Source organism: Dysosmobacter segnis (genome assembly GCF_014297285.1).
Lineage (GTDB): Bacteria > Bacillota > Clostridia > Oscillospirales > Oscillospiraceae > Oscillibacter > Oscillibacter segnis.
Map to the genome: position 1 here is coordinate 1 of NZ_JACOQI010000028.1, position 14,091 is coordinate 14,091.

General features: G+C 58.1%; 11 protein-coding genes. 6 read left to right on the top strand and 5 right to left on the bottom strand.

Annotated features, from left to right (window positions below; translation table 11 throughout):
• Positions 1 to 71: 71 nt before the first annotated feature.
• From acrB to H8Z83_RS17150, 5 genes are all read right to left on the bottom strand, one after another.
• Positions 72 to 872: an acryloyl-CoA reductase electron transfer subunit gamma gene (gene acrB / locus H8Z83_RS17130; RefSeq protein ID WP_187016181.1), complete on the bottom strand. Its 801-nt coding sequence runs from the start codon at positions 870 to 872 to the stop codon at positions 72 to 74.
• Positions 873 to 887: 15 nt separating this feature from the next.
• Positions 888 to 2,027 (bottom strand): acyl-CoA dehydrogenase, encoded by a 1,140-nt coding sequence (locus tag H8Z83_RS17135; protein ID WP_187016182.1) that lies wholly within the window; start codon positions 2,025 to 2,027, stop codon positions 888 to 890.
• A 187-nt stretch (positions 2,028 to 2,214) separates the two neighbouring features.
• Positions 2,215 to 3,693 carry a 4-hydroxyphenylacetate 3-hydroxylase family protein gene (locus H8Z83_RS17140; RefSeq protein ID WP_187016183.1) on the bottom strand — a complete coding sequence of 493 codons (1,479 nt, stop codon included), beginning with the start codon at positions 3,691 to 3,693 and terminating at the stop codon, positions 2,215 to 2,217.
• 64 nt (positions 3,694 to 3,757) lie between these two features.
• Complete coding sequence (locus tag H8Z83_RS17145) at positions 3,758 to 5,314, bottom strand: acyl CoA:acetate/3-ketoacid CoA transferase (RefSeq protein ID WP_187016184.1); 1,557 nt, start codon at positions 5,312 to 5,314, stop codon at positions 3,758 to 3,760.
• A 69-nt stretch (positions 5,315 to 5,383) separates the two neighbouring features.
• The gene (locus H8Z83_RS17150; RefSeq protein WP_187016185.1) at positions 5,384 to 6,184 is read right to left on the bottom strand and encodes an enoyl-CoA hydratase-related protein; all 801 of its coding nucleotides are present in this window, start codon (positions 6,182 to 6,184) and stop codon (positions 5,384 to 5,386) included.
• A gap of 421 nt (positions 6,185 to 6,605) precedes the next feature.
• On the opposite strand from H8Z83_RS17150, the gene H8Z83_RS17155 reads away from it, so the two are divergent.
• The 6 genes from H8Z83_RS17155 (at position 6,606) to H8Z83_RS17180 (ending at position 14,077) form a co-directional block, all read left to right on the top strand.
• Positions 6,606 to 8,036: a sigma-54 interaction domain-containing protein gene (locus H8Z83_RS17155; protein ID WP_187016186.1), complete on the top strand. Its 1,431-nt coding sequence runs from the start codon at positions 6,606 to 6,608 to the stop codon at positions 8,034 to 8,036.
• A 7-nt stretch (positions 8,037 to 8,043) separates the two neighbouring features.
• Positions 8,044 to 9,399, top strand: coding sequence for an RNA polymerase factor sigma-54 (gene rpoN / locus H8Z83_RS17160; RefSeq protein ID WP_187016187.1), 1,356 nt, complete (start codon positions 8,044 to 8,046; stop codon positions 9,397 to 9,399).
• 298 nt (positions 9,400 to 9,697) lie between these two features.
• On the top strand, positions 9,698 to 10,348 hold the full coding sequence (locus H8Z83_RS17165) for a GntR family transcriptional regulator (RefSeq protein WP_187016188.1): 651 nt from the start codon (positions 9,698 to 9,700) through the stop codon (positions 10,346 to 10,348).
• Positions 10,349 to 10,365: 17 nt separating this feature from the next.
• Positions 10,366 to 11,820, top strand: a complete 1,455-nt coding sequence (locus H8Z83_RS17170; protein WP_187016189.1) for a sodium:solute symporter family protein — start codon at positions 10,366 to 10,368, stop codon at positions 11,818 to 11,820.
• A 134-nt stretch (positions 11,821 to 11,954) separates the two neighbouring features.
• Positions 11,955 to 12,512 (top strand): RNA polymerase sigma factor, encoded by a 558-nt coding sequence (locus tag H8Z83_RS17175; RefSeq protein WP_187016190.1) that lies wholly within the window; start codon positions 11,955 to 11,957, stop codon positions 12,510 to 12,512.
• Complete coding sequence (locus tag H8Z83_RS17180) at positions 12,509 to 14,077, top strand: hypothetical protein (RefSeq protein WP_187016191.1); 1,569 nt, start codon at positions 12,509 to 12,511, stop codon at positions 14,075 to 14,077. Before H8Z83_RS17175 ends, H8Z83_RS17180 begins: the two co-directional genes overlap by 4 nt.
• Positions 14,078 to 14,091: the final 14 nt, after the last annotated feature.

Consider the following 14,091-nt stretch of genomic DNA (forward strand, 5'->3'; position numbering starts at 1 on the left):
AACACCCATACATCCTTGAAAGCAGCGATATCAGCACTATTGAAATTAGACATGATTTTCTATCCCCTTTCTTAGATGATGTGCTTAGCGGCCAGAATACCGGCCAGCTTCTCGCAGGTTTCCTTACCGTCGCCCTCCAGCATCATGCCGACGCCCTTCTGAGGAGGCGTAAAGCTCTTGAAGATGTTGGTGGGAGAGCCCTTCAGGCCGATGGTGGTAGCGTCGATCAGGGGATGATCCTTCAGGTCCTCATAGCCCAGAGTGGTCAGGGGCTTGCTGTAGGTAGACAGGATGCCGCCGATGGACATATAGCGGGGGTTGTTCAGCTCCTTGATGCAGGTCAGCAGGCAGGGAGTCTGGACCTTGATGGTCATGTAGCCATCCTCCAGCATGCGCTGGACAGTGATGGTGTCGCCGTCCTTCTTGATGTCGGCGGCATAGGTGACCTGGGGCAGGTGCAGCTTCTCAGCGATCTGGGGACCGACCTGAGCGGTATCGCCATCGATAGCCTGACGGCCGCACATCACGATATCGTCCTTCTCAACACCCAGGGTGCTCAGAGCGGCGGCCAGGATCTGGGAGGTAGCGTAGGTATCGGAACCGCCGAACTCACGGGCGGAAACCAGCACGCCCTCGTCAGCGCCCATGGCCATCAGCTCACGCAGCATACCGGCAGCGGGAGGGGGGCCCATGGTGACAACGGTGACCTTGCAGCCGGTGGCGTCCTTCAGCTTCAGGGCGGCCTCAACAGCGTTCATATCATCGGGGTTGGTGATGGTCTGCATGGAAGCACGGTTCAGAGTACCATCGGGATTGACAGCCACCTTGCCGGAGGTATCGGGTACCTGCTTGACACAAACATAAATCTTCATTTCGACTTCTCCTCCTTACAGGCCCATGTTGGCGGAGATGACGATACGCTGGACCTCGCTGGTGCCCTCGTAGATCTCCGTGATCTTGGCGTCGCGCATCATGCGCTCCATGGGATAATCCTTGGTGTAGCCGTAGCCGCCGAACATCTGCAGCGCCTTGGTGGTGGTCTTCATAGCGTGCTCAGAGCAGAACAGCTTGGCCATGGCAGCCTCCTTGGTGTAGCGCTCACCGGAACCCTTCTTCATGGCGGCCTGGTAGGTCAGCAGACGACCGGCCTCGCAGCCCAGCTCCATGTCAGCGAAGGTGAACTGGGTGTTCTGGAACTTGCTGATGGGCTTGCCGAACTGGACACGGCCCTTGGTGTAAGCCTTGGCCTCTTCCAGAGCGCCCTCGGCAATACCCAGGGACTGAGCGGCAATGCCGATACGACCGCCGTCCAGGGTCTGCATGGCGATGTTGAAGCCCTTGCCCTCGCGGCCCAGCATGTTCTCCTTGGGGACGATCATGTCGGTGAACACGATCTCAGCCGTGGGAGAGCCGTGCAGGCCCATCTTCTCCTCGTGCTTGCCGACGGAGAAGCCGGGGAAGGAGGACTCCACGATGAAGGCGGAGATGCCCTTGGTGCCCTTGGACTTATCGGTCATGGCAAAGACCACGAACACATCGGCCACATAGCCGTTGGTGATGAAGATCTTGGAGCCGTTCATCACATAGTGGTCGCCCTCCAGCTTGGCCTCGGTCTGGCCCTTGGAAGCGTCGGAACCGGCGTTGGGCTCAGTCAGAGCGAAGGCGCCGACCTTGTGACCGGTGGACAGCATGGGCAGATACTTGGCCTTCTGCTCCTCGGTGCCGTGAGTCAGGATGGGATCGCAGCACAGGCCGTTGTGGGTAGCCACGATATCGCCGGTGGAGGCGCACTGCTTGGACAGCTCCTCGATGCAGATAGCGCTGGCCAGAGGGTCAGCACCCTGTCCGCCGTACTCCTTGGGGATGCACATACCCATGACACCCAGGTCGAACAGCTTTTCGATGTTCTCACGGGGATAGAGGGTCTTGGCGTCGGTCTCGGCAGCGATGGGCTTCACTTCGTTCTCAGTGAACTCAGCCATCATCTTCCGGATCAACAGATGCTCAGGGCTCAGATTGAAATCCATAATGCTTTCTCCTTTTATGTAAATTTTGGAAAGGCTATATTGATATGTCGCAGGGACAGATATCACAGTTTATCATTTGTTCTGACCGGGCGCTGCCCGGTCAGAACGCTGCTGCCCGCGGGACGGCATGCCCACCGCTGGGCGCGTCAGGGGCAGCGTGTCCGAGGGGGATCAACCCGTCTCAGAATCAGTCCACAATGCCGGCGATGTCCTTAGCAAGCTGCTTCTTACCCTGGATGTTGCCCTGACGGGCGATCATGATGCGCTGGGCCTGAGGAGAACCGGCGCCGTGCATGGACTCGGTGCGGTAGCCGACAGCGGCTGCGCCCAGGCACAGGTTCTCGATGAAGCGCATGATGCGCTGACGGTTCTCGGTGGAGACACCCTCGCGGGCGGCAAAGAACTTGTTGCAGATCTGGCCGATGGTCTCGCCGTTCCGGCCAACAACCATATCGCTGTGGAAGTCCACCTGAGAGGGCATGGTGACCATCAGGCCGCCGGCAATGTCCTCTGCCAGACGCACGATCTCATAGGGGAAGCGGGTGACGTTCTGCTTGCAGACGTTGGCCAGCAGCAGGTCGATCTGATAGTTGCCCGCCTTGGTCTTAAAGCCCTGGGCGGAACAGGCGATGCCGCAGCAGAACAGGGTCTCGTTCAGGTGGGTCATCTCGATGAGCTTGTCCTTGACGGCGGAGGCCTTCTCCACGCCGTTGTACTCAGCGGCCAGAGCAGCGGCGCCGATCAGGGTGTCGCCCACGCCCACCTTGCAGCCGCCGTAGGACTGACGGTGATAACCGGCGAAGCGCTCCACGATCATGCCGGCGAACTCATACTCGCCGTTGAGGAAGATGTACTCGTTGGGGATGAACACGTGATCCAGAACCACCAGAGCCTCCTGACCGCCGAACTTGGCGTTGCCCACGTCGATAGAGGCGTCCTCCTCCATCTTCCGGGTGTCGCAGGACTGACGGCCGTAGATCATGTACATGCCCTCGGCGTCGGTGGGGCAGGCAAAGCTGACGGCCCAATCCTTATCGGCCTCACCCATGGAGATGGTGGGCATGAAGATGTGCCAGTGGGAGTTGATGGAGCCGGTCTGGTGGCACTTGGCACCACAGACCACGATGCCGTCGGGACGGCGCTCCACAACATGAACGTACATGTCGGGATCAGCCTGCTGGCTGGGGGCCTTGGAGCGGTCGCCCTTGGGGTCGGTCATAGCGCCGTCCACGGTGAGGTCGTTGTCCTGAACGTAGGTCAGGAACTTCTTGAAGTTCTCGTGATAGTGGGTGCCGTACTTCTCGTCGATCTCATAGGTGGTGGAGAAGACGGAGTTAAAGGCGTCCATGCCCACGCAGCGCTGGAAGCAGGAAGCGGTCTTCTGGCCCAGCAGACGCTGCATCTTCACCTTGTTCATCAGGTCCTCAGTGGACTGATGCAGGTGGGTGAAGCGGTTGATGGTGTGACCGGTGAGGCTGGACTTCACGGTCATCAGCTCAGCGTACTGGGGATCCTGAGCCAGAGCGTAGGTCATGGCCACGCAGTTGATGGAGGGGCGGATCATGGGGTGGTCCACCCAGTTCTCGATCTTCTCGCCGAACATGTAGACGCGGGTGTTCAGCTTCCGCAGGGACTCAATGTATTCTTGGGGGGTCATCAATGCCATTTTTTGTTATCCTCCTAATTAATTTGGGGACTAAGGGGGGATCGCTCCCCCCTTAGAGGGATGTTTAATCGTTAGCCAGACCCATCAGTTCCTCACGGAAGATGCGCTCATCCATGAGCTTCAGGTCATCGGCGATTTTGGGCATGAACTCCATCTGATCCAAAACCTGGGTCTGGAGGTCAATGCCGGGGGCGATCTCCACCAGCGTCACGCCCTCGGGCCGCAGCTCGAACACGGCGCGCTCGGTGATGTACAGAACGGGCTGGTGCACCTTGTTGGCGTAATCGCCGGAGAAGGTGATCTGCTCTACCTTGTTGACGAACTTCTTCTTGGCACCCTCCTGGGTGATGACCAGCTTGCCGTCCTTGCACTCGGTCTTGAGGCCCTTGGCGGTAAAGGTGCCGCAGTAAACGACCTTCTTGGCGTTCTGGGTAATGTCGATGAAGCCACCGGCGCCGGCCAGACGGGTGCCGAACTTGGAGACGTTCAGGTCGCCGTTGGGAGCGGTCTCGGCCAGGCCCAGGAAGGCCACGTCCAGGCCGCCGCCCTGATAGAAGTCGAACTGGACGTTGTGGTCCAGAATGGCCATGGAGTTGGCTGCGCCGCCGAACTGGGTGCCGCCGTAGGGCACACCGGCGATGGAGCCGGCTTCCACGGTCAGAGTCATCTTGTTGGAGATGCCCTCCTCAGCGCAGACGTTGGCGATCTTCTCGGGAGCGCCGGTGCCCAGGTTCACGATGGCGTCCTGAGGCAGCTCCATAGCGGCCCGGCGGGCGATGATCTTCTTGGCGTCCATGGGGATGGGGGGGATATCGTCCACGGGGATGCGGAACTCACCGGAGAGAGCTCCGTCATAGGGCATGCCCAGGCACTGGTTGTTTTCCTCGGGAGAACCCACCACGATGGCATCCACATAGATGCCGGGGATCTTCACCAGACGGGGGTCCAGGGTGCCGCCCTGGACGATCTTTTCCACCTGGACGATGACGATACCGCCGGAGTTCTTGGTGGCCTGGCACTGGGCGGTGACGTCCAGAGGGCCGATCTCGCGGTGGACGGTGCAGTTGCCGTATTCATCGGCGTAGGAGCCGCGGACCAGGCACACATTGATGGGGATGGGCTTGTAGAGCAGGCGCTCCTCACCGTCAATGTTCACTAGCTTCACCAGGTCTTCCTTGGTGCACTCGTTGAGCTTGCCACCCTCGTGACGGGGGTCTACGAAGGTGTTCAGGCCAACGTGGGTGATGGTGCCGATGTTGTGGGCGGCGATGTCGCGGTACATGTGGGTGATGACGCCCTGAGGCAGGTTATAGGCCTCCAGCTTGTTGGCCAGAGCCAACTCGCCCAGCTTGGCGGCGCGGTCCCAGTGACCGCCGACTACCCGCTTGCACATACCCTCGTGGCCGAAGTGGTCGCCGCCGGTGCCGTCCCGGTGGCCCTGACCGGCTGCAAAGAACAGAGTCAGGTCGCGGGGATGGCCGGTTTCCACGAAACGGTTTTCCAGAGCCTTGGTCAGCGCCTCGGGGCAGGCGCAGCTAACGAAGCCGCCGGTGGAGACGGTGTCGCCGTCCTTGACCATCAGGGCCGCTTCCTCAGCGGTAATGACACGTACTTTCTTCATATCCTAAATCCTCTATTTAAATAAGAATTTTGAACAGCCGGTAAGACCGGCGGGAATCGCGCGGGATAATTACTTGTTCTGGAAGTGCTTTTCCTTGCGCTTTTCAACGAAGGCGCTCATGCCTTCCTTCTGGTCGGCGGTGGCGAAGCACATGGCGAACAGCTCGTTCTCCAGAGCGATGCCGTCGGCAATGTCCATCTGCATGCCGCGGTCGATACAGGCCTTGGAATACTTCACGGCGATGGGAGCGTTGGCGGTGAAGGACTTGGCCATGGCGATGGCACCGGGGATCAGCTCCTCGGGAGCATACACGGCGTTGACCAGGCCGATCTTCTCAGCCTCAGCGGCGCCGATGACCTTGCCGGAGAAGATCAGCTCCTTGGCCTTGGCGATGCCCACGCGGCGGGGCAGGCGCTGGGTGCCGGAGAAGCCGGGGGTGATGCCCAGGCCAACCTCGGGCTGGCCGAACTTGGCGCCGCCCTTGCCCTCAGCGTTGGGGCCGGCAGCCAGGATGATGTCGCAGCTCATGGCCAGCTCGCAGCCGCCGCCCAGAGCGAAGCCGTTGACAGCAGCGATGGTGGGGATCTCCAGCTTCTCAATGCGGCGCATCAGGGCGCTGCCCCGCTGGCCCCACTTGCGGCCGCCGGCCACATCCAGGGGGAGCTGCTCGCCGATGTCGGCACCGGCCACAAAGGAACGGCCCTCGCCGGTGATGATGAGAGCGCCCAGCTCGGCGTCCTTCTCCACCTCGGTGATGGCCTGCTCCAGGTCGCCGATGACGGTGGAGTTCAGTGCGTTCAGCGCCTCGGGACGGTTGATGGTGAGAATGCCGATGTTTTCCTGCTTTTCATAACGAAGGGTCTGATACATAAGTAGATTCCTCCTCAAAAATAATATGTAAGCGTCTGTGCTGACGGAGATGTGGGTCCAGCTGCACCCGTCAGCCTATCCATGGTTGTACAGTGAGTAATATAGCAATTTATGTGCCAAGATTGGCAAGCTGTTTTTCACAAAAATAGGGCTGACAACTGTGCGGGTTCGACAAAAAAACCGGGGTATTTCGGCGGTGTTTTCCTTTTTTCAGCGACCTCATTCGGGAATTATTCAAAAATGAATAGGCTGGATGCGCATATATCTTTCCCTGCGCAGGACATCCTTTCGGCAAGAACCACGAAAGCCGGCGGTTATTTTTTTACAAAAGATACAGAAGAAACTTGGCACTGGCCCTTTCTATTCGCTTTTGAATATGCTATAATCAAAAATGAATAGATCACACGCGGGAGGTACTCTCATGGCGCATACACCTGACCTTCCTCATTTCTTTGAGGAAAATATCAATCTGGAGGGACTTTTCGATATCCTCAGCCCCAAAAACAATCTGGTCCTGGCAGACGATATGATGCTCTCTGACGCAGACGGCATCATTCTCCGAGTCAGTGAGAACTATGAGCGGAACTTTGGCTTTACCCACGATTCCATCGTGGGTAAGTCGGCTTTTGATCTGGAAGCGAACGGGACCTTCCGGCCCTGTATCACTGCGGAGGTCATCCGGCAGAAGAAAAAGATCACCGCCACCCAGACCATCAACCACACCCATAAAAATGTCATGACGGTGGGAATTCCGCTGTTTGACCAAAACGGTGTGCTGAAATATGCCGTGTGCTTCAACACGGTGTCCATGGAGCAAATCAACACCATTCAGCAGAACTACCGGCATTTACAGGACTCCTTGCAGCAGTATACGCAGGAGATCGCGGAACTGCGGCTCCGGGCCACCGCCACGGATCTGGTGGTGAAGAGCCCTGCCATGCAGCGGTTATGGACACTGATCCTGAATACCGCCAACACGAAGGCCAATATTCTCATCACCGGGGAGACCGGCGTGGGCAAAAGCGCAGTGGCCAAGGCCATCCACGCCATCAGCAACCGGGCCAACGGCCCCTTTATCGAGGTCAACTGCGCGGTGCTCCATGAAAACCTCATTGAATCCGAGCTGTTCGGCTATGAAAAGGGAGCCTTTACCGGCGCGGCCTCTGCCGGTAAGATTGGTAAGATCGAACTGGCCAACCACGGCACCCTGTTTCTGGATGAGATCGGAGAGCTGCCGCCTCATATTCAATCTAAGCTGTTGCAGCTCATTCAGGAAAAGACCATCGAGCGGGTGTCCGGTACCAAGCGCATTGAGTTGGATTTCCGTCTGTTGGTGGCCACTAACCGCAATCTGGAGGAGGAGGTGCAGCGGGGGCTGTTCCGTTCGGACCTTTTCTACCGGCTGAACGTCATCCGGGTCCACATTCCCCCTCTGCGGCAGCGCCCTGAGGATATCCTGCCTATGGCGCATCAGTTTTTGGAGCGGTTCTGCAAGGAATACGGCAAGCAGCTGGCGTTAAGTCCCCGGTTTGTGGCCTTTCTGGAGCAATATCCCTGGCCCGGCAATGTGCGTCAGCTGGAAAACCTGATGGAACGGCTGGTCATCACCGCCCAGAATCCGATTTTGGACATTACGGCCCTGCCGCTGGAATACAACAGCGGCGGCAGCGCACCGGACCTCCCCTCTCAGGAGGGGACTCTGGCGGAGCGGATGGATGCCTTCGAGGGACAGATCATCCGGGATTCCTACCGCCGCTGCGGCACCACGGTGGCTGTGGCGAAGGAACTGGGCATCTCTCAGGCCACCGCTGTCCGGAAAATCGCCAAATATGTGAAGGACCGGAAGGAATGAAGCTGTTATGAATCTCATTTCTTTAAAAACAGAACTGCGGCAGGAGCTGAAGCTGACGCCGCAGCTACTGCAATCCATGGAAGTCTTGCAGATGAATTCTCAGGAGTTGCTGGACTATCTGGGGAATCTCTCCGAGGAGAATCCCACCTTGGAACTTTCGGAGGCCTCGGAGCTTCGCTCTGCCTATGCGGAGCTGCGGCAGAAAGCCAGTTGGCTGGACGCGGGGACCTTTGGGACCTCCTTTGCCCATGAGGAGGATGCCCCACCGGAGCCGGGAGCGACTGATAAGGAGCTGGACAGCCTGTCTGCGTTTCTCTGCGATCAGTTGGAACGGAAACGACTGCCGAAGCCCATGCTGGCCCTGTGTAAATATATGGCGGAGCTGGTGGACGAGGACGGATATCTGACGCAGGAGGATCTGGACGGCCTGACAGAAATGAAGATCCCCCAGACGATGGTAGATCAGGCGCTGGATGCGATTCAGTCCTTGGAGCCTGCCGGTGTGGGTGCCCGGGATCTGTCGGAGTGTCTGGTGCTTCAGCTGAGCCGCCGGAAGGACAACGTTCCCTACGCTATGGACATTGCCGCACGGTTCCTCACGGAACTGAGCCGCAGCCACTATGGGCCCATCACCAAGGCCCTTGGGGCCAGTATCTCTGAAATTCAGGCGGCGGAGAAGGCCATCGCTGCCTTGGATCCTCACCCCGGTCAGGCGTTTCAGCCGGCAGAGCCGACCCTCTATGTCCGGCCGGATGTGTTCATTGTGGAGTTGGAAGGGGAATTGCAGGTGCTGCTGAACGAATACTATCTTCCAAAGGTCACTGTGAACCCTTATTACAGCAGTATGGCCAAGGAGAGTGACGATCCGGAGGCCCGCACTTATTTAAAGGAGAAGCTGCGGCAGACCAAATGGCTGCTGGACAGTCTGGAACGCCGGGGCAGCACCCTGCGCCGCTGCGCGCAGGCCATTCTGGACGCGCAGAGACCATTCTTTTCCGGGCAGACTGCGGAACTGTCACCCATGAAGCTGTCCTCCCTGGCGGAGACACTGGACCTGCACCCTTCCACCGTTTCCCGGGCCGTGCGGGATAAATACCTGCAATGCCGTCAGGGAATCTATCCGCTGCGATACTTTTTCAGTCGGGCGGTGGGACAGCAAGGACTGTCCCGTCAGGCGGTGAAGCAGCGGATGCTGCTTCGCTTCAAGGATGAGGATTCCAGCCATCCTCTCAGTGATCAGGCACTTTGCGACCTGCTGGCGGAGGAGGGGATTTTTCTGGCCCGCCGCACTGTGGCAAAATATCGGATCGAGCTGGGAATCGGTTCCTCCACGGCCCGCCGGGCCCGGAACCGTGGAAAATAAGGCATGATGAGTTAAGATCAAAAGACGGAAGGCCCTGATTAGCTTCCGCTGACACCTATTTAATTTTAGAGGTATGCGTTGATTTGATGCATACCTCTGTTTTTTGCAATGACGGGCGTATGACCGGCAAGACAGCCGAAGAGAATTTGGAGTTTTTTGCAAGAGCCTTGTAAAACGGGAATCGAAATGAATTTACGTTGCGTAAGGTGACGTAAAAATTTTGTAAAAACTAAAAACTTTTCTTGCAATCAAGGTTGTCAGTTTGTATAATAGGCGTATGAATAAAGGGGTGAGCTTTATGGACAATGACGGATTGACCCAGTATATGCGGATTGCAATCTCTGTGGCTGAGCGGATCGCGGCGGGAGAACTGCGGGAAGGGGAAAAAATTTCCGGTCGGTCCAAGCTCTCGTCGGAATATGAGGTGTCGCCGGAGACTGTCCGGCGGGCCATCCAGCTTCTCAGTGATATGCGGGTGGTGGCGGTGAAGGAACAGAGCGGCGTATATGTGCTCTCTGCGGACAATGCCAAGCGCTATCTGCAAAACTTTGAGAACAGGGCAGATCTGATGAGCAAACGCCGGAAACTGCGGGAACTGATCGAGGAAAAGGAGGCGCTGAACCGCCGCATGGGGGAACTGTGCCAGAGTATTCTGGAGGATACCCTTTATCCTGTTCAACCGGCGGAGACGCTGCCTACGTTTAGCTGCCGGGTGCCGGATGGCTGGTACGGCATCGGAAAAAATTTGGGTGACCTGCGATTCTGGCAGGCTACCGGCGCTACGGTGGCTGCCATCCGCCGGGGCACCACGGATATTCTTTCCCCCGGCCCTTACGCGGAGCTGTACGCCGGGGATACCGTTATTTTTGTGGGCGAAAAGAAAGCGAAGGAGGCGGTAGAACGCTTCCTGAACACAGAGCAGGAAACCGGATCCGGCAAGGGTCCTTAATCGGAAAGGAGCAGCCTATGGTTCACAATCAACTTCACGCAATCGACCTCATCATCATCGCAGCCTACCTGATTTCCATGGTTTTGATCGGCGTGGTGGTGGTCAAGAAAGTTCAGAGCATGGACGACTACTATCTGGGCGGCCGGTCCTTCGGTCCACTGGTGCTGATGGCTACCGTGTGCGCCACCATCATTGGCGGCAGCGGCCTTATGGGCCGGGCGGGCGTGGCCTATTCCAGCGGCTTCAAGGCCATTATGACGGCACTGCCCTATCTTCTGGGTATGTTTATTTTCTCCGGCTTTGCCGGGCGGATCTCCGCAGTGGGCACTACGTTCCATGTGACCTCAATCCCGGACCTTTTTGAGCAGCGCTTCGGCAAGACCACCAAGGTGATCCTGGGCTGTCTCATTGCCTTCACCATGATGGGCACCGTGGCCTCCCAGGTGACGGCCACCGCCACCATCATCAATATGCTGGGCAATGAGATCGGAATTTCCTACGAGATGGGCGCGCTCATCGCCTGTGTCGTGTTTATAGTCTATACGGCCACCTCCGGCCTGTTCGGCGTGATCTATACGGATGTATTTCAGTTTGTCATGCTGATTCTGTTTGTCTACATTCTGATTCCCTCGGCGTCTCTGGTCAAGCTGGGTGGCTTGTCCGTCTTTTTGGAGGGACTTGCTCCGGAATTGGCAAAGCCCTATCTGGATGGCGGCATCGTGGGCGATATCATTACCTATTTCGTCTTTACTCTGGCGGGAGCGGAAATGTGGCAGCGGGCCTTCGCTGCCAAGAGCCAGAAAGCGGCCAAGGAGGGCCTGTTCCTGGGGACTCTGGCCTATGGACTTACCATTCCACTGGTGTGGTTCATGGGCGTGGTGGCACATCAACTGGTGTCGGCGGAAAAACTGGCCCAGTACGGCTCTACGGACGCGGTGGTCCCGGCTCTGGCCATTGAGATCCTGCCGGTGGGCCTGACGGGTCTGGCACTGGCGGGGATTCTGTCCGTTATCATGTCTACGGCGGACAGCTACCTGATCGTCTCCGTGCAGACCTGCGTCCACGATATTTATAAGGTCTTCAATCCCAATATTTCTGAGAAAAAGGAACTGCGGCTGACCCGCGTGTTTGCGGTGATCCTACCCTTGGGAGCGCTGGTGATCGCCCTGTACATCAAAAACGCTTACAGCATTCTGATGTTCGCGTGGAGCTTTTACGCGGCGGCGGCAGGACTGCCGGCATTTGCGGCGCTGTATTGGAAAAAGGCCACCAAGGCCGGCATCATCGCCGGTATGGCGGCGGGTTTCACGGTTTGTGTAGGCTGGAAGCTGGCGGGGGTGCCCTTCGGCCTCGGGCCTACGGTCCCCGGCGCCATTGCCTGCGCTGCTGCATTGGTTGGAGTCAGTCTGGCTACCTATCGGAAGACACCGACCCCCTTCCTGGACCCTTATCAGAACGCGGCGGGCCGCTGAATGGTTGATGCCGGTATGAAAATCTGATACCATATTCTCCGGGGAAGATTCCCCGGAGAATTTTTTACTTTTTACGCGACGGAACGCACGGATTTCTCGTCTATGTGGGCAGAGAGACAAAAGGAGGCGCGGCTATGGACGATACGCAGATCATTGACCTCTACTGGGACCGGGATCAGGGAGCCATTACGGCTACCGCCGGGAAGTACGGCAGCTTTCTCCATGCTCTGTCCTGGAATATCCTCCGCAGCCATCACGATGCGGAAGAGTGCGTTAACGATACTTATTTCCGGGCCTGGAACGCCATACCGCCGGAGCGACCAGGTGCACTTCGGGCCTGGCTGGGGCGGATCACCCGGAACCTGTCGCTGGACCGCTGGAAGGCGGGGCGGACCCAAAGCCGGGGCGCGGGTATGGAGACGCTGCTGGGGGAACTGGACGAGTGCATCCCAGACCATCGGGGACCGGAGCAGGCGGCGGAGGAGCGGGTTTTGGCGGAATGTGTCAGCGCGTTTCTGCGGGGACAGACGACGGATAACCGGTATATCTTCCTGCGGCGCTACTGGTACGGCGAGGATATCGCCGCCATCGCAAAGCGTCTGGATTGCGGCGAGAGCCGGGTAAAATCTGCCCTGTTCCGCACGAGAAAGGCCCTGCGGGCATTTTTGGAAAAGGAGGGGATCGTGGTATGAAAGCAGAGCGATTGTTCCGGGCCATCGGTTTGGTGGATGAGGGTCTGATCGAGGCGGCCGCTGAGACCCCTGCGAAAAAGCGGCCCGTCTGGCGGCGGTATGCGGCTGCAGCGGCCTGCTTGATGGTGCTCTGCGGGGCGGGAGCCGTCTATCTGATCACCGGCGGATTTCGCGGCTATGGGGCCAGTGCGGGGGGCAGCGGGATCAACAACGCGGGCGGCGCTGCAGACGCCGTCACCTTTATGTCGTATGCCGGGCCGGTGTTGCCCCTGACCACAGCAGAAGAAAACCCCGGCGTGACGGCGGAACGCCGCACGGATTGGGATTTTACCCCCCGGACAGACCCGGAGGGGTACGATTCTCAGTGGGGCGCTACGGTGACGGACAGCTATGTTCTCCGCAATCCAACCGATACGGATGTGACGCTGACCCTGCTGTATCCCATTGTGGGCGGGATCAAGGATCTGCTTTCCATAGATCCCAGCGTGACGGTGAACGGAGAGAAAGCGGAGACGGAGTTGGTTATCGGCGATTACGCGGGCGGCTTTGGCGGCGCCGGCGGCGGTGACACTTCTACCCTGAATCTGCGATATCCCAGCCAATGGACGGATTATCAGGCGCTTCTGGACGGCGGTGATTACAGAGAGACGGTTACCGGGACGCAAATACCGGCGGATATGCCGGTCACGGTCTATACCTTTACGGATTTTGAAGCGCCCACGGAGCAATATCAGGCGGCTACCCAGGCGGTGACGTTTACGGCAGATGAAACCCGTACCACGGTACTGTCCTACGGCTTTGAGGGGTACGGCTGGGATGAACGCACCGGAGAGATCACTTACAGCTATTTTGTACCTGACGGTCAGCGGCGGAGTAAAACCGACAAGAAGCTGATCGTGATCGGGACGGACCTGACGGGCTATACATTACAAGGCTATCAGGATGGCGGCTGCGATTCCGGCGAGGAGATAGAGGGTGTTTCCTGCACCGTTACTCGGAGTGAGACCACGCTTCATGAGACGCTGCTGACCCTGTGCCGGGAGATCCTTGACACAATGGAAGAAAATCCTGGCTATTACGGCTGGCTCAGCGAGGCGGCGGAGATTTTGAACCCGGAAACTTATTGCTTGCTGGCGGAGCGGGCGTTGGAGCAATACGGCCTGTTGTCGGATAAACCGGTGGACCGTTATGACAGCGGACGGCTGGATGAGCTGATGGACGAGGTGCTGTCTGTGGATCGGGTACTGTATCTGAAAACGGAGGTTACCGTTCCGACTGGCGGTACGGCGGAGGTCACGGCGCAGTACTGGAAGGCCCCCAGCTTTGACTTTGCCTGCTCCGGCTCAGAGCATCGGAATTTACAGGGATATGATCTGATGACCACGCTGGATTCCACTCTGGCCTTCACGGCCCAGACAGCCTCCGTTACCCATGCAGAAAACGTCCAAATCACAGGCCAGAACATCGGTTTTGATCCGGAAAATGGCGTTACGGAGGTGAAGTTGGACCCAAACCAGCCCCATTATTATTTGGAAATTCAACCGGTTCCCAAGGAGACAGATTGACAGACGGAATGAAC

Bases quoted from the DNA above. Each gene is read 5' to 3' on its own strand.
- acrB (WP_187016181.1), bottom strand. From the start codon at position 872: ATGAAGATTTATGTTTGTGTCAAGCAGGTACCCGATACCTCCGGCAAG.
- H8Z83_RS17180 (WP_187016191.1), top strand. From the start codon at position 12,509: ATGAAAGCAGAGCGATTGTTCCGGGCCATCGGTTTGGTGGATGAGGGT.
- H8Z83_RS17135 (WP_187016182.1), bottom strand. From the start codon at position 2,027: ATGGATTTCAATCTGAGCCCTGAGCATCTGTTGATCCGGAAGATGATG.
- H8Z83_RS17155 (WP_187016186.1), top strand. From the start codon at position 6,606: ATGGCGCATACACCTGACCTTCCTCATTTCTTTGAGGAAAATATCAAT.
- H8Z83_RS17140 (WP_187016183.1), bottom strand. From the start codon at position 3,693: ATGGCATTGATGACCCCCCAAGAATACATTGAGTCCCTGCGGAAGCTG.
- H8Z83_RS17150 (WP_187016185.1), bottom strand. From the start codon at position 6,184: ATGTATCAGACCCTTCGTTATGAAAAGCAGGAAAACATCGGCATTCTC.
- H8Z83_RS17175 (WP_187016190.1), top strand. From the start codon at position 11,955: ATGGACGATACGCAGATCATTGACCTCTACTGGGACCGGGATCAGGGA.
- H8Z83_RS17145 (WP_187016184.1), bottom strand. From the start codon at position 5,314: ATGAAGAAAGTACGTGTCATTACCGCTGAGGAAGCGGCCCTGATGGTC.
- H8Z83_RS17170 (WP_187016189.1), top strand. From the start codon at position 10,366: ATGGTTCACAATCAACTTCACGCAATCGACCTCATCATCATCGCAGCC.
- rpoN (WP_187016187.1), top strand. From the start codon at position 8,044: ATGAATCTCATTTCTTTAAAAACAGAACTGCGGCAGGAGCTGAAGCTG.
- H8Z83_RS17165 (WP_187016188.1), top strand. From the start codon at position 9,698: ATGGACAATGACGGATTGACCCAGTATATGCGGATTGCAATCTCTGTG.